The organism is Erythrobacter sp. NFXS35, assembly GCF_040148725.1.
GTDB lineage: Bacteria > Pseudomonadota > Alphaproteobacteria > Sphingomonadales > Sphingomonadaceae > Erythrobacter.
The window spans coordinates 215511-233143 of the sequence record NZ_JAGDEB010000003.1; the positions used below are offsets into that span (position 1 = coordinate 215511).

At 62.6% G+C, this 17633-nt stretch carries 13 protein-coding genes; 6 read left to right on the forward strand and 7 right to left on the reverse strand.

What is annotated here, in order from left to right; all coding sequences use genetic code 11:
• Positions 1 to 22: 22 nt before the first annotated feature.
• Positions 23 to 286, forward strand: coding sequence for a hypothetical protein (locus J3454_RS12610; RefSeq protein ID WP_349514127.1), 264 nt, complete (start codon positions 23 to 25; stop codon positions 284 to 286).
• Positions 287 to 311: 25 nt separating this feature from the next.
• Here the strand turns inward: J3454_RS12610 and J3454_RS12615 are convergent, their stop codons facing one another.
• From J3454_RS12615 to J3454_RS12630, 4 genes are all read right to left on the reverse strand, one after another.
• Positions 312 to 2282, reverse strand: coding sequence for a tetratricopeptide repeat-containing sulfotransferase family protein (locus tag J3454_RS12615; RefSeq protein WP_349514128.1), 1971 nt, complete (start codon positions 2280 to 2282; stop codon positions 312 to 314).
• A gap of 91 nt (positions 2283 to 2373) precedes the next feature.
• Positions 2374 to 5046: a TonB-dependent receptor gene (locus J3454_RS12620; protein WP_349514129.1), complete on the reverse strand. Its 2673-nt coding sequence runs from the start codon at positions 5044 to 5046 to the stop codon at positions 2374 to 2376.
• A gap of 351 nt (positions 5047 to 5397) precedes the next feature.
• Positions 5398 to 7140 (reverse strand): BCCT family transporter, encoded by a 1743-nt coding sequence (locus J3454_RS12625; protein ID WP_349514130.1) that lies wholly within the window; start codon positions 7138 to 7140, stop codon positions 5398 to 5400.
• A gap of 305 nt (positions 7141 to 7445) precedes the next feature.
• Entirely contained in the window at positions 7446 to 8207 is a 762-nt protein-coding gene (locus J3454_RS12630; RefSeq protein WP_349514131.1) for an SDR family NAD(P)-dependent oxidoreductase, read from the reverse strand.
• A 548-nt stretch (positions 8208 to 8755) separates the two neighbouring features.
• Between J3454_RS12630 and J3454_RS12635 the strand changes: the two genes are divergently transcribed.
• The 3 genes from J3454_RS12635 to J3454_RS12645 all read left to right on the forward strand — a co-directional run bounded on the left by J3454_RS12635 (position 8756) and on the right by J3454_RS12645 (position 11577).
• Entirely contained in the window at positions 8756 to 9904 is a 1149-nt protein-coding gene (locus J3454_RS12635) for a hypothetical protein (protein ID WP_349514132.1), read from the forward strand.
• A gap of 71 nt (positions 9905 to 9975) precedes the next feature.
• Complete coding sequence (locus J3454_RS12640; RefSeq protein WP_349514133.1) at positions 9976 to 10797, forward strand: mechanosensitive ion channel domain-containing protein; 822 nt, start codon at positions 9976 to 9978, stop codon at positions 10795 to 10797.
• 462 nt (positions 10798 to 11259) lie between these two features.
• Positions 11260 to 11577, forward strand: coding sequence for a TFIIB-type zinc ribbon-containing protein (locus J3454_RS12645; protein WP_349514134.1), 318 nt, complete (start codon positions 11260 to 11262; stop codon positions 11575 to 11577).
• Between the two features lie 127 nt (positions 11578 to 11704).
• Here the strand turns inward: J3454_RS12645 and J3454_RS12650 are convergent, their stop codons facing one another.
• Together J3454_RS12650 and J3454_RS12655 are read right to left on the reverse strand one after the other, a co-directional pair.
• The gene (locus J3454_RS12650; RefSeq protein WP_349514135.1) at positions 11705 to 12682 is read right to left on the reverse strand and encodes a calcium/sodium antiporter; all 978 of its coding nucleotides are present in this window, start codon (positions 12680 to 12682) and stop codon (positions 11705 to 11707) included.
• The gene (locus J3454_RS12655) at positions 12682 to 13017 is read right to left on the reverse strand and encodes a hypothetical protein (RefSeq protein ID WP_349514136.1); all 336 of its coding nucleotides are present in this window, start codon (positions 13015 to 13017) and stop codon (positions 12682 to 12684) included. Before J3454_RS12655 ends, J3454_RS12650 begins: the two co-directional genes overlap by 1 nt.
• A 446-nt stretch (positions 13018 to 13463) precedes the next feature.
• Here J3454_RS12655 and J3454_RS12660 point away from each other — a divergent pair, with 446 nt between their 5' ends.
• Positions 13464 to 14435, forward strand: a complete 972-nt coding sequence (locus tag J3454_RS12660) for a zinc transporter ZntB (protein ID WP_349514137.1) — start codon at positions 13464 to 13466, stop codon at positions 14433 to 14435.
• A 110-nt stretch (positions 14436 to 14545) separates the two neighbouring features.
• Positions 14546 to 15847 carry a class I SAM-dependent methyltransferase gene (locus tag J3454_RS12665; protein WP_349514138.1) on the forward strand — a complete coding sequence of 434 codons (1302 nt, stop codon included), beginning with the start codon at positions 14546 to 14548 and terminating at the stop codon, positions 15845 to 15847.
• Between the two features lie 24 nt (positions 15848 to 15871).
• Here the strand turns inward: J3454_RS12665 and J3454_RS12670 are convergent, their stop codons facing one another.
• Entirely contained in the window at positions 15872 to 17443 is a 1572-nt protein-coding gene (locus J3454_RS12670; RefSeq protein ID WP_349514139.1) for an amino acid permease, read from the reverse strand.
• Between the last annotated feature and the right edge of the window lie 190 nt (positions 17444 to 17633).

Here is a 17633-nt window from a genome sequence, read left to right on the forward strand (position 1 = left end):
ACTTGGATGGAGGTGATTCGCCATGTCCGTCACGATTGAAGCTCCGGGTCATTCCTACAGTCTGGTTGTCGATGACAGCACCGGGCCAGCGCAGGTGATCGAGATGGATGGTGCCGATCCCCAGATGGCGCTCGATGTCGTGCAAAGGCAGTTGCCCGGACGGGAAGTCGAACTGTTCGAGGACGGAAGGCGCCTCGGGACAGTCAAGTGCACCCGCGATGGCTATTGGCTGGTCCTGCCGCGTCATGTGCTGATGCATCGAAGCCCGGCCGTGACTTCATCGTAGCCGCGGCGATAGCCGGACAAGCGCGTCAGACAGCCAGTGCAGCCTTCAATTCGTCCAGCCACGGTTCGAACGGCTTCCACGCGCCCTGCCCCTTGCGGTTGATCGGCTGGCGCACCTGTTCGCTCGAAGCGGTGCGCACCGCACGCTGGGTCTTGTGGAAATCGAGACAGGCAGGCTCGAACGGCAGCCCGAGGAAGTCGAGCATCCGCCGGGTCTCGCCTTCCAGATCGTCGAGCACGTCCTCGTGTTGCACGCGCAGCACCTTGCCCGGCAGCGCCGCGTCCCAATGGTCCATCAGGGTCACGTAGTCGGCATAGTAGCGTCCGACCTCGGTGAGGCCATAGGTGAACTCCTGCCCTTCGGCGAACAGCTGCTTGAAGCCAGAAAAGCAGCAATCCATCGGATCGCGCCGGGCATCGATGATCTTCGCATTCGGCAGGATCAGATGGATCAGCCCGATATGCCGGAAATTGTTCGGCATCTTGTCGATGAAGAACGGCGCGCCCGCGCGGTGAATGCGGGTGTTGGCGATAAAATCCTCGCCAAAACCGGCAAGCTGCTCGGCAGTCAGATCATGCAGCACTTGCGGATAACGGTTTTCGCCCACGCGCCGCCCACGCAGGCGGTGCGCGAGCGCAAGAATGTTGGGCAGTTCAAGCGTGCCGTCGATCTGCGAATGGCTGGCGAGGATCTGTTCGAGCAAGGTCGAACCGGCCCGCGGCAGGCCGAGGATGAAGATCGGGTCGGGCGCATGATGGCCTGCACCCTCGTGCTGCGCAAACAGCTCAGCGGTGCAAGCTTCCTTCTGGCGGGCCAGCTCGGCGCTCATCGCATCGGCACTGTAACGGGTCTGCGCGCGCTTCAGCCGATTGCCTTGATCGTAGGCGGCGAAGCTGGCCGCGTATTCCCCGCGATCCTCGTGTGCCTTGCCGAGCGCGAAGGCGATATGCACACGATCCATGAAGGCCAGATCGCCGCGCGCAGCCTGCATTTGCATCCGCTCAACCTCGTCGTCGGGGAAGCGATAGGTCTTGAGATTGGCCAGCGCATACCAGGCATCGCCGTGATCGGGCTTGGCCGCGATTGCCGCGCGATAGCTGGCAATCGCCTCGGCGGAAGCGCCAGTGGTCTTGAGCGCGTGGCCCTTGCTGGTGAGGTTGGCAGGGTCGCCGGGCAGCTTTTCGAGCACTTGATCGAACAGCGCAAGCCCGCGCTCGTAATCGCCGCTCTGCATGCTCTCGATCGCGAGGCGCGACTGGAACACGGGGCTGTCAGGATCGCGTAGGTAGAGCGCTTCGGCCTCGGCCCGTGCCTTGGCGAAGTTCTGCCTCCGCCGCAGCACGTCGATATAATCGAGCCTGATCTGCACGTCGTCCGGCCGGAAGGCGAGCGCGCTGTCGAGCAGGAATTCCGCTTCCTCCAGCACGCCGAACTCGATCCCGATCCGCGCCAGCAGCCGCATCCCCTCGACATGGTTCGCATCGCGCGCCGGATGGGCGCGCAGGTAATGGCGGCAATTCTCCTCGGCACGCAGCAGCCGCCCTTCGGCAAGGTGGTTGGTGACCGCCACCAGTTCGCGTGGGAGCCGGGCTAGCCGCTGCTGCTGGAAGGTGGCCATATTGGCCTCGCCCGCGCGCCCGGATGCGGCGAGCAGCCGCGCCTGTTCGCGCCAGCTTGCCTCCAGCGCCGGATTGAAACGGGTCGCCCGCTGGAACGCCGCCAGCGCCGCCGCCTTGTGGCCCTGCGCCAGCGCCAGATGGCCCGCCTCCTGCCATGCGCGGCCATATTCGGGCATGGCGGCATGGAGCCGATCGAGATAGACCTCGGCCTCGGTGAAGGTCTTGCAATACCGCGCAGCCACCGCCGCAAGATAGAGCGCCTCGCCATCCTCCGGCGCGCTTTCAAGCAGCGCACGCGCCAGCGCCAGCCCTTCTGCAAAGCGGCCCGTCTTCAGCGCCTCCTGCGCGGATGTTAGCTGAGTTTCGCGGGTAGTCATGGCGATCGTCCTACACGCCTTCGTCCTGCAAACAAGGCGGCGGGAGTGAGCCTCTGCCCACCCCCGCCGCCATTCTTCGCTTCAGAACCGATCAGTAGTCGTAGCCAACCCGGAAGCCGACTGTGAGCGGACGGTTTGTGACGATCCGCGCCCGATCATTGACGAAATTGCCCGAGACCTGAGCGCGTTCGTCGAACAGGTTATCGCCGAAGACCTCAAAGCTCCACTGGTCTTTCTCGATCCCCGCGGCGAAATCGACCACTGTGTAGCTGTCGAGCTGCAGACGGTTGATTTCGATGATGTCGGTGAACTTGCTGGCCGAGTGGGTCACCTGCGGCATGACATAGGCGCCCAGAGTCGAGGTCAGGTCGAACTCGTAGCGCACCCGGAAGTTGCCCTGGAATGAGGGGGCGAAGGCGAGTTCCGAACCCTCCACCACATCATTGGTCGGGATCAGCACATTGGTGATCTCGGTATCGAGGATCGAGAACGCGCCAGCCACGGTCAGCCCCGGCACCGCATAGGGCGCGAAGGTGAAGTCCGCTTCCAGCCCGTAAATCTTCGCATCGGCGGCATTGGCCGAGAAGAACAGATTGGTGATCGAGGGGTCGAAGATCGTCGTCTGCAAGTTCGCAATGTCGACATAGAACGCGCTGCCGTTGAAGCGCAGCTGTCCGTCCACCAGTTCGAGCTTCCAGCCGAACTCGTAATTCTGCACCTCGTCGGTCGCCAGTTCGAACGGCACGGTAAAGTTGTTCGGCCCCGGTGCGCCGCCGGGCCGGTTGAGCAGCCCCGGACGGAAGCCTTCCGAATAAGTCGCATAGAACAGCGTGTCGGGCGTCGGTGTCAGCGTGACCGTGCCCTTCAGGATGGTGCCCTTGGTCGCTGCCACATCGGGCGCACGCACCGAATTGAACACCCGCTGTGCCTGCGTCGGGGAAAGCCCGGCGGCCTCGATATCGGCAAGGCTGTCATCCAGCGTGAAGTTCTGCCGCAGGGCTTCGGAGCATGACAGGTTGAAGAAGAAATTGCCGTCACCGTCATACAGATCGGAGATGTTGGTGCCGAAAGCGTTCTCGTCATTGCCGCTGGTGTTGCAGAAGCTGGCATTGGCGCCGCCTTCGAGATCGACCTCGACATCGTAGTATCTTGCGCCGAGCGTTACGGTAAGCAGATCAGGCACGATGTCGATCGCGGCCTCGCCGAACAGACCGAATTGCTTATCGGTGCGGCGGATGTCGTTCCTGAAGATCGCATCACGCGGGAACGCCCCGTCATCGGAGCTGAAAATGCCGGGGAACGTGAAGTTCGGCGCAAACCCGCCGAACGGCGCGGCATCGACGTTACCGGGATAGTTGAAGTCGTTGCGTTCCTTCAGTTCGAGGTCGGAATAGAACCCGCCTGCGGTCGCGCGCACCGGCCAGCTTTCCGGCGTCGAAAACCGCAATTCCTGCGTGAAAACCTGCGTCTGACTGTCCGAGGTGACGTAGAGGTTCGGTTCCTGACATGTGCCGCTGGGTGCGGCCGCGCCCGGATAGCTCACCGATCCGTCGCAGATGTAATACGGCAGATACTGACCGACGAACAGGTAATCGGTATAGTCGATGCGCTGATCGGTGCGGCGGTCGGTATAGGCGCCGGTATAGACCACATCGAGCATGGCGATCCGGCCTTCGACGGTCCAGCTGGTGTTGGAGAAATCATCCTCCAGCCGGTCATCCTCAAAGCGCTGGATTTCCAAATCACCGAGTCCGCCAAGTTCCGGGTCGGCGAAGAACACGCCGTCCGTCTCCAGGCTCTGACGGGTATGGGCGACTGTCACCGTCCAGTCCGGTGTGACCTCCCAGAGGGCGGTGGCGCGGAAACCCGAATACTGGGTGTCGTTGAAGTTGTCGCGCACCAGACCGGCATTGTCGGCTTCGAGGAAGGTCACATCCGAAAGATCTGCGGTCGACTGGAACCCGGCGCGGTTGGCGTTGACCGGAACGCCGTTGGCGCGCACCGTTCCCTCGGGCCGGAAGCGCGCGCTTTCGGACAGGTCGCGCCTGCCCGCGACGTTATCGATGAAGCCGCCCTGGTCATCGAGGTAGACCACCCCGCGTACGGCCAACGTATCGGTCACGGGCACATTGAGCATGGCCTTTACCGAATAGCTCTCCTCCCCGCCCTTCGTGAAGGACACGCTGGAATCGAAGCCCGCATCGAAGCCGGACAGATCGGGCTTGTTGGTGATCAGCCGGACCACGCCCGCCTGCGAACTGGCGCCGAACAATGTGCCCTGAGGGCCCGACAGCACTTCGATCCGCTGCATGTCGGCGGCATAGACATCAAGATTGCGGCCCGGCTGCGCGAGCGGCTGCTCATCGAGATAGAAGGCGACGTTGGGCGCAAGGCCGGCCACGCCCGCCGTCGTCAGGTTGGGCGTGGTCGAGGCAAGGCCGCGGATGTAGATCGTGTTCTGCCCCGGCCCGGTACCGCCTGCGGTCACGTTGGGCAACTGGTCGAGATAGTCCTCAAAGGTGTCGATCGCGAGCTCGGAAAGCTGCTCCTCACCAATGGCCGTGACCGAGATCGGCACGTCCTGCAGATCCTCGGTGCGCTTCTGCGCGGTAACGACGATGGTCTTGATCCCGCCTTGCTGGCGTGGCCGCTGTTTGGCGGCGGGCGAGGTGGTGGTGGCGGAATCCGCATCCTGCGCGACGACAGGAGACGCAATCGCGATTGCAAGCGCGCCAATCGACGCGCCGCCAAGAATCTTCATCATGTAAGGCCCCTTTGAGCTTCGGAACGGGCCGGTATGCGAGGAACGCAACGACATGGCCCAAGAAATAGCACGCGCACACGGATGCACTGTGGCGAACATCATTCCGCTACCAAGGGAAGCTTGCGGTTTCCACCGCAGTCGAGCAAATCACGCAAAAGCTATCTGATGTTGTTGTATAATCACAACACTAAAGAATACTCAAGTATTACTCAAAGTATATGTAGCCCTGCTACGAAAATTTTTCTTGGAATTTCATATATTGGCTAATTTTCGAGTGAATATTTTGACATTTTGTTGATTACCAAGAAAATTTTATATTTTTACTGTAGAACCGGCAAATAGGGGGCCAAGTCATCCAGCAACGGATACTTTCTCAGCCCATTCCTCGCACGCCTGCGCGGTGGTCGGAACGCCGTGCCGCTTGCGGATAAGATCGAACACCACCGCCTTGATAATCGCCACGCACATCAGTGCGACGACAAAGGAAAACGGCAGCGCGCCGATGATCATCGTGATGCGAATCGCTTCGATCCCGCCCAAGATCAGCATCGAACCGACCACGAACGCGATCGCCGCGCCCCAGAACAGGATGTGGTAGCGACGACTGCCTTCGTCATCGCCCGCGCCGTTGATCGTGTTGACGATCAGGATCGCGCTGTCTGCCGATGTCACCAAATAGGTCATCAACAGCACCACCACGAGGCCCGCGACCAGCAGCGCCAGCCCCGGATCGAGCAGAACGGCCAGCGTGGCGAAAAGTTGGTCCGACATCGGCGCACCGACGATCCGACCTCCGGCCATACCCGATAATTCCAGCTCGATCGCAGTGCCCCCCACCAGCGCCATCCACACGAAGCACATCAGCGAAGGAACAATTGTTACCCCGAACATATATTCGCGGATCGTTCGCCCGCGAGAAATGCGGGCGATGAACATCCCGACGAATGGTGCAAAGGCAATCCACCACGCCCAGTAGAACACCGTCCAGTCGAGTTGCCACTGGTTGAGCGCCGCCCCGAGCGTAGTGCCGTCCCGGTCCCACAGCCTGAGCGATTGCTGCGGCAAAGTGGTGAGATAGTCCCACAAGCCCACGCCCAGCAGTTCCAGCCCGAACAGGCCCGCACCCAGCGCCGCAAACAGCGCAAGCAGCGCGATCGACAGGCCCATGTTGATGTTCGAAAGCCATTTGATCCCGCGTCCCACGCCCGACAGCGCGCTGATCGTCGAGGCGCCCACCAGCACCGTCAGCGACACGATGATTGCCAGCGAGGATGCCGATCCGTCATCCGCCAGCAGCCAATCGCCCAGCCCCAACCGCGCGAGGCCCGCGACGAATTGTTCGACCCCCAGCCCCATCGTCACCGCTACGCCGAGGATGGTCGCCACCACCGCGACAATATCCACGACATGGCCCACCGGCCCTTCCATTACCTTCCCGAACAGCGGCGCCAACGCCGAACGGATAGTCAGCGGCAGGTTGCGGCGATGCGCGACATAGCCGATCGCAAGCCCCACCAGTGCATAGGTGCACCATGCGCCCAGCCCCCAGTGAAGGAAGGTGTACATATAGGCCGGGCGCACGGCCTCACGGCTCTGCGGATCGGCCATTCCGCGGATGATGTCGGGATTGTTGACGAAATGGGCGAGCGGCTCGCCTGTCGAATAGGTTAGCATGCCAATACCGATCCCGGCCCCGAACAGCATCGAGAACCACGAGAAGCGGCTGAATTCCGGTTTTTCGCCGGGCGGGCCGATCCTGAGTGAGCCGGTTCCGGGCACCAGCGCCAGTAAGAGGCAGGCGACGATGAGGCTGGCGACGAGATAGACGTACCAGCCGCCGAAGGTCGCAATGATGGTCGAATTGGCGGCGCCGAGCGTCTTTCCGGCGTTCACGGGGAAGAAGATCGCCCACATGATCAGCAGCGACACGATTACCTTGGCCGGGATCGTCACCGCCCGGCTGAACCCGTCATAGAAACCGCGGTCATGGGTTTCGATGTCGAGTTCGACCAGCGGCGGATCGATTGGCCAGTCGCCAAGTGCGTCTGCCTGCGGGTCTGTCTGCAAGTGCGCTTCGCCCGGCCTGCTGGTCATAGCGTTCCTATCCCGGACGCAACCGTGGCAAGTGGCGACGCAGGATCACGCGGCCGGCATTGCTGCCAAGGCTTTGTCCGCTTTCGTGAAAAGGCATGGGATGCGTCCCGAACGGACACCAACGAAAAGGACATGCGCATAGCCGCAATGTCCTACCGCCCCCAGTTGCGGAAAATCTGTTGGGGGCTGTCCTACCCCCCTGACGGGCATTTGCAACCCCGCGGGACCGCAAGAACGCCAACCGCAGCGACCGCTGCTGATGCATCGCCGCGACCGCAGCCGGGGAACCGCCGAACGGATTTCGGTTACCGGATGCCCTTGCCCTGCCCTCCGTCAACACTGAGAGCCGCGCCCGTCACCCAGCCCGCACGCGCGGATACCAGCCACACGGCTGCGTCTGCGATCTCTTCGGGTCTGCCCAGACGACCGGAGGGAATGCTTCTCTGCACCATGGCGTAGACCGGCGGATTTTCGGTGCGCATCAAATCCCAGCCGCCGCCGGGAAACTCGACCGAGCCGGGCAGCAGCGCATTCGCCCTGATGCCGTTCGCCGCTTCGTTCATGGCGAGTTTCTTGGCATAGGCGTTCAGCGCCGCCTTGGCTGCCGTGTAGCCATAATCCTCCATCGGGGACGCCTCGATCGCCGACACGGAAGATACGAGCAGGATCGAGCCGCTGCCGTGCGCCCGCATTCCCGGCAGCACGGCGTCCACCAGTCGCACCGCGCCCATCAGGTCAACCGACAGGCTTTTGTCCCAGTCCCCGCGCGTGCCGCCGACAGCGAGAGACGACGCGTTGCTGACGAGAATGTCGATCCGGCCGAAATGCTTTAGCGCCGCCTCCCCCAGGCTACGGACAGCGGCATCATCGGCAACGTCGCACGGCATCGCGAGAACCTCGGCGCCGGCGGCTACCAACTCCGCCGCAACCTCACCGAGCGCTTCCTCCCCCCGCGCAGCAAGGCAAAGCTTCGCTCCCTCGGCTGCCAACCCCTTGGCAATGGCACGCCCGATACCGCGGCTCGCCCCGGTAACCAGTGCGACTTTCCCTTCCAGTTCGAGCTCCATAATTTCCCCCCAGCACTTTCGAGCCGACAATGTGCGGCGCGTAGCAGCAAAGGTCCAGCAGGAAAGGAGGCCTCAAGAAGCCTGCATGAACGCACCCAATCCAAAGCCGAAATGCCGGGTCCCGAGGATATGCCAAACGGTTCTGCAAGCACAGGGCACGGTCTAGGATTGTAACTCGTCCATCAATTTGCCGGACGGCCGGCCATGCGATCAATATCCGCTTAGAGTTGGAACCACTGATCATAGGCTTCGGGCCAAAATCATCGAGATCCCGTAGAACCCAACGTGTTCGACCAGGAGAACGAGAACTGGTTCGTCTGGTGACCTGACGAACACTCCTCGCCGCAGCATAGGGTTCTATACTGCGGCGAGGGAACTCATGGCCGCCCGCCGGTCGTTCCTCATCTCTCCATGCGCTTCATGCCGACATCTCCGGCGCGGCGGAACAATGCCATGCTCCAGCCAGTTCCCCATCGCACCGTGATTTTCTGGCGCATTGGAGAGCCGTGCCTGCCCGACCCGACCCTCGACCCCTTCAGGTGGGTGTGGTGCTTGCCGCCACGAGCAGCATACCTCACGACCAGCTCGTCAGCTTCGCTCGGCAATTGATGCAGGACGCACTTCCCGAGCTGGAAACGGCCACGGGCCGCCCTTGGCACTTCCACATCACCGAGCCGCTCTCGCTAGGATCGAACGAGCGGCGTCATGCCGGGGACTTTCTCGGTGAGGGTAGCTTACGGCTGGTCGAAGGTTCGTTCGATCTGATCGTGATCATCACGGATATCGCCGTCATGTCGCGGCGGGACCGCATCGTGTTCGGATTGTCCTCGCCGCTCGCCCGAACGGTGGTGCTCTCGACCCACCGCTTGCGGAGGTTAGGCAGGGGAGACAAGCTAGCCCTTGATGCAAGGCAGGTCAGGATGGACGCTGCCGCCTTGCTGCTGCACCTGATCGGCCAGACCCTCGGTGCACCCTCAGACCCGCGTCCTGGCACGGCCATGTCACCCTTTCAGCCCGATCCCCAGCGGGACAGGGTGCCGCCGTTCGGCGACAGGAAAGCGATGGAGCATCTTGCATCGCGCTTCCCCGAACGAGAGCATAGCGTGGGCAGCCCTGCCGGTGATCTTGGCGTTCATCTCGGTTCCGCCCTGCGCCACCCACGGCTGGTGCTGAGGGCGCTGCTCAGGAACCGCGCGATCCTGCTTCCGCTGAAGATGCCAGCGCTGGCGACGGCGGCCGTCGCGCCCGTTTTCGTGCTGGTCTTCAGTGCCGAATTCTGGGACGCGGGTCTCGGCATGAGCCAGCTGACCGCATGGAGCTATGCCGGGGTCAGCATCCTTGCGGCGAGCCTGTTCCTGTGTTTCGCGCAGCGCCTGTTCCTTCCCCGCAAGGAAAGCCACATCGTGCCCGAACATCTCGCCGTGGCGAACGTGGTGATCTTCCTTTCAATGCTGATGGCGATCATCGGCCTGTTCGTGATGGTGGCCGCGCTGGCACTGGCGATCGAGCTGTGGGTCTTCCCATCAGATCTCATCTCGACCTGGCCGACCCTGAGCAATGAGCAGGCGGGCATTGCCGACCTGCTGAAGATCGCCGTCTTCATCAGCACGGTGGGGGTGACCACCGGAGCGCTGGCAGGCGGACTGCACCGCCGCCAGGTCTTGCGCCACATGGCGCTGTTTCAAACTGAAGTCTGAGTGAAGCTTGCGGAGGCGCGCGTGAACGGCACATCTGGCGCCCAGCCGCCGAGCCATTTAAAGGCTTTCGCATGACCTTGCCGTTTCCCGCTCAATCTTCGCTTCCCGACCTGCTCGCTTCGATTGCACTGCTTTCGGCCTTGATGCTCGTGGGGTGGATCACGCGGCGCGCGTTGAAGGCTCGTGCCGACCTGCCTCCTCAGGCAGCGCGCCGGTGGAGCGCCAATATCCGCAATGCGCTGCTGCTCGTCGCGATGGTCGGGCTGTTGATGATCTGGGCGCCGCAGCTGCGAACCTTCGCGCTCTCACTAACGGCGGTGGCCGTGGCGGTCGTCGTTGCGACCAAGGAGCTGATCCTTTGCCTTTCAGGGTCTGCGTTCCGCACCTTCAACCGCGCCTACACAATCGGCGACATCATCGAGATCGGCGAATATCGCGGCGAGGTGCTCGACATCAATCTGCTCGCCTCGCGCCTCAGGGAGGTTGACCGGCGTGAAGGTTCGATCCGGCTGCTCAAACAGACCGCGGTGGTGCCGCACAGCCTGCTGTTTTCAACCCCCGTGCGGATCGTAGCGAGGGCAGGTTCCCTTCCCGAGCATGTGTTCTCTCTCGTGTTCGAGACCAAGCTGAACCTCTTCTCGCGGCTGGAGGAGATCGAGGCCGCAGCACGCTCGGCCTACGACGAATGCGCTGCCCGGAGTAACAGCGATGAGCCGGAGCAAGCCGTGGCCGTCACCGTGACGATCAAGACGACGGAACTGGGAAGACAGAAACTGGAATTCGCCTTCAGGTCGCGGCTTGAAGACGCAGCCACCATCGAGAATGTGATCGCAGCGGCAGTTGGTTCGTGGGTTATGTCCCAAAATGAAGGCGAGATAGCCGCCGAGACTTGAGGAAAGGCTCGCGGGTGGGTCGCCATCACTTCGGCGCCTCTCCAGCGACCGGCGCGAACAGCCAGTCGAGATATGCCGCCAACCTCACCCCGCCCTTTTGCAGCCGCAAATCGGCGGCGGCGAGGTGCTGGTATTGATAAGCGCAGCCAAGGCTTGGCACCGCCCGATCGGTGACGCATGAGATTTCCTTTCGCGCCTCCGACCATATCTGGCAGGATGACCTTCCGGTGGCGGCGACAGGCTGCGATGTGAGCTGGAGCAACGTGGCTTGCGATGTCTGACTGGAAGAACGAACCGGCCTATCGCAAGTTGCTGCAAGCTTTCTCCGCTGTCAGCTATGGTCGCCGCCCATTGCGTTGCCCGACTGAGTTAGCCGCTGATTGTCCAGCGCCGATCGCGGGAAATGCGCCCCGCGCTGCCGCTGACGCCCTGGTGTCGATGGCCCAACAAAAGGAAGCCCTCATGCCTTTGCTGCTCTGCCCGAATGATAATAGCTCGATGCAGACCGTGGACCGTGACGGGGTGCAATTCGATATGTGCCCCACCTGCCGCGGTGTGTGGCTCGATCGGGGCGAGTTGGAAAAACTCATGGCCGCTGCACAAGAGAGCGCCTCGTCCTCGCAACCACAACGTCGCTCACCCCCGCCCCAGCAGCCGATCTACGGCGATTACGGTGAGGGTGGAGAACGCGGGGAACGAGGGGGATACGGCGAGCGCGGCGAGTATGGCGAGCGCGGTTACCGGAAAAAGCGCAGCTCGATCTTCGACATATTCGATTGAAATAGGCGGGGCCATCCCCCGGGTGAATGTGCTGGTAGCAGAGGAGGGACTCGCCTCACGCGCGGACAGGGCATTCAGTCGGCAGATGCGTTTTCATCGACGCAGAGTGCGCGACCGGACTCCCTGATCAGACAAGCCCGGCAGTAACCGCTGCGTAAGCCACATAGCCAGCCACAAGCAGGGCACCCTCCACCCGGGAAAGCCTGCGGCCACTATATGCGAACAGCATCACCACCGCCGATACCCCAACTAGCACGGGGAGGTCGAAGCGAAGTATCCCCGCAGGTATCTCGGTCGGCGCAACGATCCCGGTCACACCTCCGATGAAGAGAATGTTGTAGATGTTCGAGCCGAGCACGTTGCCAAGCGCGATCTCGCCCTGACGTTTGATGGCAGCGATGGCCGAGGTCACCAGTTCTGGGAGCGAAGTCCCGACTGCGACCACTGTGAGGCCGATAACCTCGTCGGACACGCCCAGATCAGAGGCGATGGTGATGGCGGAATCGACCAGCAGGCTGCCTCCGGCAATGATGAGCACCATCCCCGCCAGAAAGAGCGCACCGGCCAGAAGGATCACGCCGCGCGGCTTTGTCGCTGGGATCAGCGCCGAATCCACCGCCTCTAGCGCCATGGCCTTGTCGTATGCGGCACTATGCCCGGCTCCGGCCTTCTCCTGCCGAAAGGCGAGATACACATAAGCGACCATAAGGATGACCAGCACGATCCCCACCCCGCGCGAAAGGCCGAAAGTGTAGCCGATAGCAATCAGGATCGCGGCACAAGCCAGCCCGGCGCCCCCGTCGCGCCACAAAACTCCGCGTGCAACCGCGAACGGCGAAACCGCGACCGCAAACCCGAGGATCAGGAGCAAGTTGGCAATATTCGAGCCCACGATATTGCCCAGCGCAATCCCCGGAGAACCTGCCAGCGCTGCCTGGACGCTGGCGGCAAGTTCCGGCATCGAAGTGCCCATTCCGACGATGGTGAGTCCAATGAGCATCGGCGAAAGACCGAAATGTTCGGCGATGCGAACTGCGCCGCGAACAAGGAGTTCGCCTCCGGCAATCAGCAGCACGAGACCGAGGACCAAAAACAGATAGGTCATTAGATCAGATCCAGAGCAACGCGAAAGCCGCCCAATAATGCGGCAATCGCCGTGGTAACGGCAGCGCGGGCATTGAGAATGCGCGCACGATTGAGCGCGGTGATCAGCCGGTTGATGTCGGCATGATTGAACTCCTCGAACTTGCTCACCCTTCGCTGGGGCTTGCCGGCGGCTTGCAGCCAGAACCATGCGGAGAACACCGCGGCAACTACGATGGCGAGGTCCAGCACATAAACCGCTACACCCATCGGCACATCCCGGCGCATTCGATCCGATTGACGGAAGCCCGCAGACACGTACGTTCGCTCGTGATGAATTTCATCCTGAACCTCCATGGAATCTATGCCACGGGGTCGCGATTGTTCCGCCAGAGCCCTGCAACCGACGCTATTACGCACCGACGCATCCGAAATGACCAATGTTCGAACCTTGCGTTTACGATGGAGGACAGAAGGGTTGCGAGATAGGGACTGCATCAGGCATGTCGCATGCTCCTGTGTGAAGTGCGACTATCGTCGCACCAAATGCTGATGTTGCATCGGCGAAGGCTGGAGAGGTCTGCCGCGAGCCTGTATGTTGCTCGCGGCAGATCAAGATCGCTGCGCTCTGATAACGCCACCACGAAAAGCAACGGCAGCGTTTCCGTATCGCTGCGGAGATGGAAGTCCTGGGTCACTTCGCCCTATCGCACCCGGGTGTCGCCAATCAGGCGTGCGGCGGTGGGAAACGGGCAAAACGCGCCAGTGCTTGCGATACTCGGGCCACGGGCTAGAGATCTTGAATGCTTGATCCAGATTGCCTCAAGACACTGCCAGCTTTGGTGCTGGAAAGGGGCGTCGTCCGTGAAATTCCAGCATCTGAGGTCGCAAGCTACCGCGGAGATGGATTTGTCTGGCTTCACGTCGAGGGCGCAGGCCGCAACGGGCGGCCCGACCTGCCCTCTTACCTTCCCGGCCTCGCCGCGAACGCCTTGCTGGCGAGTGAGACCCGCCCCCGGTGTGAACAGATCGACGATGGCGCGATTATCAACCTTCGCGGCAATGCGCTCGAACCGACGGCTGACAGCGATCGACTGGTCTCGATCCGGGTGTGGGTCGAAGGTCGCCGCGTCACTTCCGTCACGCGCAACCCGTTGGCTGCGCTCGCCAAGGTCGAAACGGCCATGCAGGCGGGGAAGCTGTGCGATGGCGGGGACTTCGTCGCCGCGCTGGCACAGGCGATCAGCACCGAGCTGGATCCCGAGATCGCCGAGTTGGGCGACCTGCTCGACGATTGCGAGGGCGAGATCGAGAGCGCCGATATCTACGCCCTGCGACGCCGCATCGCCGCACTGAGATCGCAGGCGATTGCGCTACGCCGCTTTGTCGCACCCGACCGAGACGCTCTGGCATCGTTGGCGCAACTGCCTTTCACGTGGATCAGCCATGACGACCGGATGCATCTGCGCGATGCGGCTGACCGTTTCGCACGCATGGCTGAGGAGCTGGAAGCGGTGCGCGAACGCGCCGCGCTGCTGCACGAACAACTCACCGATCTCAGAGCCGAGATCGTTGACCGGCGCAGCCTTGCGATTGCCGTGGTGGCCTTCATCTTCCTGCCCTTGACCTTCGTTACCGGACTGTTGGGCATGAATGTCGACGGCATCCCCTTCGCCAACGAAGACTGGGCTTTCTGGGGGGTGTTCGGCATCTGCCTCCTCATCGCACTGGTGGTGCTGGGGTGGTTCGCCGTTCGCCAATGGCTGGACGACTAAGTTCCGCCACATTGTTCAACTCCCTGTAAGCCTGTCGGGAGCAAGGAACGAATTGCCGTTCGGTTCAGCCTTTTCTCCCGGCAATTCCCTCCCAGATCGGATCCGCTTTTATGACTTCCCGCGAAACCACCAGCATTCTCGCCTTGCGCGAGGACACAGCGTCCGGCCGTGGTGCCTCCGTTTCCGATGTCCTCCATCGCCTCGCCTTCGGGGCGATCGGCTGGCCGTGGCTGCTCTACAGCCTGTGGGGCGGCACGCAGGAATCCAAGCGGCGGCTGATGGCGCGGATCGGACTCGCCGAAGGAGCGCTACCCAATCTTGGCAGCTGGAAGGCGGACACGGGTTTTCTCCATCGCATCGTCGATGCGGTCGAGGAACTGCGCCCGCAAGTGGTGGTCGAGCTCGGGGCCGGAGCTTCGACGCTGGTCTGTGCCAAAGCGCTTGCCCGCAATGGCGGTGGGCGGCTGATCAGTTTCGACCAGCATCGCGATTTCGTTGAGGCCACCGCAAATTGGGTCGCCGAGGAAGGGGCCGAGGCAGACGTTCGTTGGGCGCCGTTGGTGGACGGCGCGACCGAATGGCCCGGCCGATGGTACGAACTGCACGGGGTACCCGCGCAGATCGACCTTCTGATCATCGACGGCCCGCCGTGGGCGGTGCATCCCTTCGTCCGTGGTGCGGCCGAGTCCCTGTTCGATCGCCTGTCGCCGGGTGGTATGGTGTTGCTAGACGATGCCGCGCGACCCGGAGAGCGGATCGTCGCCCGGCGCTGGCGCAGGAACTGGCCCGCAATCAGTTTCGAACGCGCGAGCGGCAGCACCAAGGGCACGCTGGTGGGACGCAAGCATGACGCCCGCAGTGCGGTACACCCGACCCCCGAAGCCGCGAACGAAAATTCGCCCTTTGCAAGCTGGCGGCGCGCCGCCGCCATCTTCGCACTGTTCGGCGCCGGCTGGCTTGCCAACGAGGTAACAGGTGACTTTTCGGCGCCGGCCCAGGCCGCCTCGATCGTTGACGAAGCGCACGCCTCGCACGCTGCTGGCCGTGCGCGCGAAGGAATTATCTCCCTGCCCGAATCCGAACGGCTGGACCGCGGCGAGATCGCACGGGCGACCGGCCTCGACCTGCCGGTACTACCGGCAGGCTGGCAGGTGAGCGACGTGCAGCTCTACCCATCCGATCTCGGAAACGTGGTGACGGTCACGCTTCTCACCGAGGCCGATGAGCGGCTTTCGCTGTTGGCCGCCCGCGCGGAAACCCCTGCCGAGGGGCTGCCGATGCTGGAACGGCGCGAAGGCGCCGCCATCGCCTACTGGGAAGAAGGCCCGCTGGCCTACGCCCTGGTCGGCGAGCTGGAGGCGCGGATTTTGCTGAAATATGCATCCCGTTTGAGCGCGGCTCCTGCGGGCTGAGGCATCGGATATTTCCGATTGCGCTCAGCTGGCAGGCGGATCAATCGGGATGAGGGTTTCATCCCCTTCGATGTCATCGACAACCTCGACGATGCCCTGCCCCAGATGGCTCCGGCGCCGACCGTAAGCGAAGTAAAACAGTATGCCGGCGGCCGTCCACGCCGGCAGCACGATCATGGCATCGCTCGGCAGGTTGAGGAACAGGAAGACGCATCCGGCGACCGTGGCCGGAGCGACGAACCACAGCCCCTGAACCCGGAACGGACGCTTTACGTCAGGCCGCTTCTTGCGAAGAACCATCACAGCGACGGCCACCATGGCGAAGGCATACAACGTTCCGGCATTGGCGATATCGGCCAATTTGCCGACCGGCAGAAACGCCGCGGCGAAGGCCACCACGCTGCCGGTGATGATCGTCACCACGTGCGGCGTGTGCCACTTGGGGTGCACCCGGCTGAGGACTTCGGGGAGCAGGCCGTCGCGACTCATGACGAAAAAGATGCGGGTCTGCGCGAACAGCAGCACCAGAATGACCGAAGGCAGGGCGATGAAGGCCGCATACCCCAGCGCATTCCCCACGCCGGACCAGCCGATCTGGCGCAGCACATGCGCGAGCGCTTCGTCCGAACACACCAGCGCGGCGGCATGCTGCGGCAGCAAGCACTGACGGGCGAGTTCCTCGGAACCTGCGGGGAAGGGAATTCCCCCCGGCCCCATGATCGGTTGCCCGCCGATGGTCCCGATCGCGCCAGCGGCGACCGCGATGTAGAACAAGGTGCAGAACAAGAGCGAGCCGACAAGCCCGATCGGCACATTGCGTTGCGGGTCCTTGGTCTCCTCCGCCGCAGTCGAAACAGCGTCAAAACCGACATAGGCGAAGAAGATCGTCGCCGCCGCCCCGATCGCGCCCACGCCGCTTCCCCAGCCGCCGAACACGCCTGCGGGAAGGAAGGGATTGAACCGATCGACCTCGACCTCAGGCAGCGTCAGCGCGATGAAGACCGTGAGCGCCGTGACCTTGATCGCCACCAGCACCGCGTTGACCTTCGCGCTCTCGCTCGTTCCGATCACCAGCAGCAAGGTGACGAGCAGGGCGATGGCGAGCGCGGGCAGATTGATAACCCCGCCCTCCACGCCGCCGAGCACAAGCGGCCCTCCGGATAGCCATGCTGGCAGTTGAACACCGAAAGTTTCGTTCAGGATCGTGCCGGTAAAATACCCCGACCAGCCGACCGAAACCGCGCTTGCGGCAATGGCGTATTCGAGCACCAGCGCCCAGCCCACCGTCCACGCCAGAAACTCGCCCATGGTTGCGTAGGTGTAGGTATAGGCCGATCCCGAGACCGGAATGGTCGAGGCGATCTCTGCATAACACAGCGCTGCGACGATGCAGATCAGCCCGGCGACGCCAAACGCCAGCATCAGGCCCGGCCCCGCCTTCTGCGCGCCAGCGGCGGTGAGGACGAAGATGCCCGTGCCGATGATGCAGCCGATACCGAACAGCATCAATTGCAGCCCACTCATGGTGCGCTTCAGGGACTTGTTGCGAGCCGCGGCCAAGATGGCATCCAGCGGCTTCACCCGGTCAAAAATCATGTTGGGATATATTCCGTGACCCGAAACGGCCGATCCCCGTCCTGCCGGTCAAAGCAGCCAGTAGCACCGCACCTGATCTTTCGGAAACAGGAAAATGGCGCGGCTGCTGGTAATCGGTTGCAGCCCGGTTGGACTCGTCTCCATGGATGCGACGCTAGTTTATGCTCCTCGAGACCGGCGTGGTCGGATT

Excerpts from the sequence above, each read along its gene's own strand:
- J3454_RS12615 (WP_349514128.1), bottom strand. The coding sequence starts at position 2,282 with ATGACTACCCGCGAAACTCAGCTAACATCCGCGCAGGAGGCGCTGAAG.
- J3454_RS12610 (WP_349514127.1), top strand. The coding sequence starts at position 23 with ATGTCCGTCACGATTGAAGCTCCGGGTCATTCCTACAGTCTGGTTGTC.
- J3454_RS12630 (WP_349514131.1), bottom strand. The coding sequence starts at position 8,207 with ATGGAGCTCGAACTGGAAGGGAAAGTCGCACTGGTTACCGGGGCGAGC.
- J3454_RS12650 (WP_349514135.1), bottom strand. The coding sequence starts at position 12,682 with ATGACCTATCTGTTTTTGGTCCTCGGTCTCGTGCTGCTGATTGCCGGA.
- J3454_RS12625 (WP_349514130.1), bottom strand. The coding sequence starts at position 7,140 with ATGACCAGCAGGCCGGGCGAAGCGCACTTGCAGACAGACCCGCAGGCA.
- J3454_RS12645 (WP_349514134.1), top strand. The coding sequence starts at position 11,260 with ATGCCTTTGCTGCTCTGCCCGAATGATAATAGCTCGATGCAGACCGTG.
- J3454_RS12665 (WP_349514138.1), top strand. The coding sequence starts at position 14,546 with ATGACTTCCCGCGAAACCACCAGCATTCTCGCCTTGCGCGAGGACACA.
- J3454_RS12670 (WP_349514139.1), bottom strand. The coding sequence starts at position 17,443 with ATGATTTTTGACCGGGTGAAGCCGCTGGATGCCATCTTGGCCGCGGCT.
- J3454_RS12655 (WP_349514136.1), bottom strand. The coding sequence starts at position 13,017 with ATGGAGGTTCAGGATGAAATTCATCACGAGCGAACGTACGTGTCTGCG.
- J3454_RS12620 (WP_349514129.1), bottom strand. The coding sequence starts at position 5,046 with ATGATGAAGATTCTTGGCGGCGCGTCGATTGGCGCGCTTGCAATCGCG.
- J3454_RS12640 (WP_349514133.1), top strand. The coding sequence starts at position 9,976 with ATGACCTTGCCGTTTCCCGCTCAATCTTCGCTTCCCGACCTGCTCGCT.
- J3454_RS12660 (WP_349514137.1), top strand. The coding sequence starts at position 13,464 with ATGCTTGATCCAGATTGCCTCAAGACACTGCCAGCTTTGGTGCTGGAA.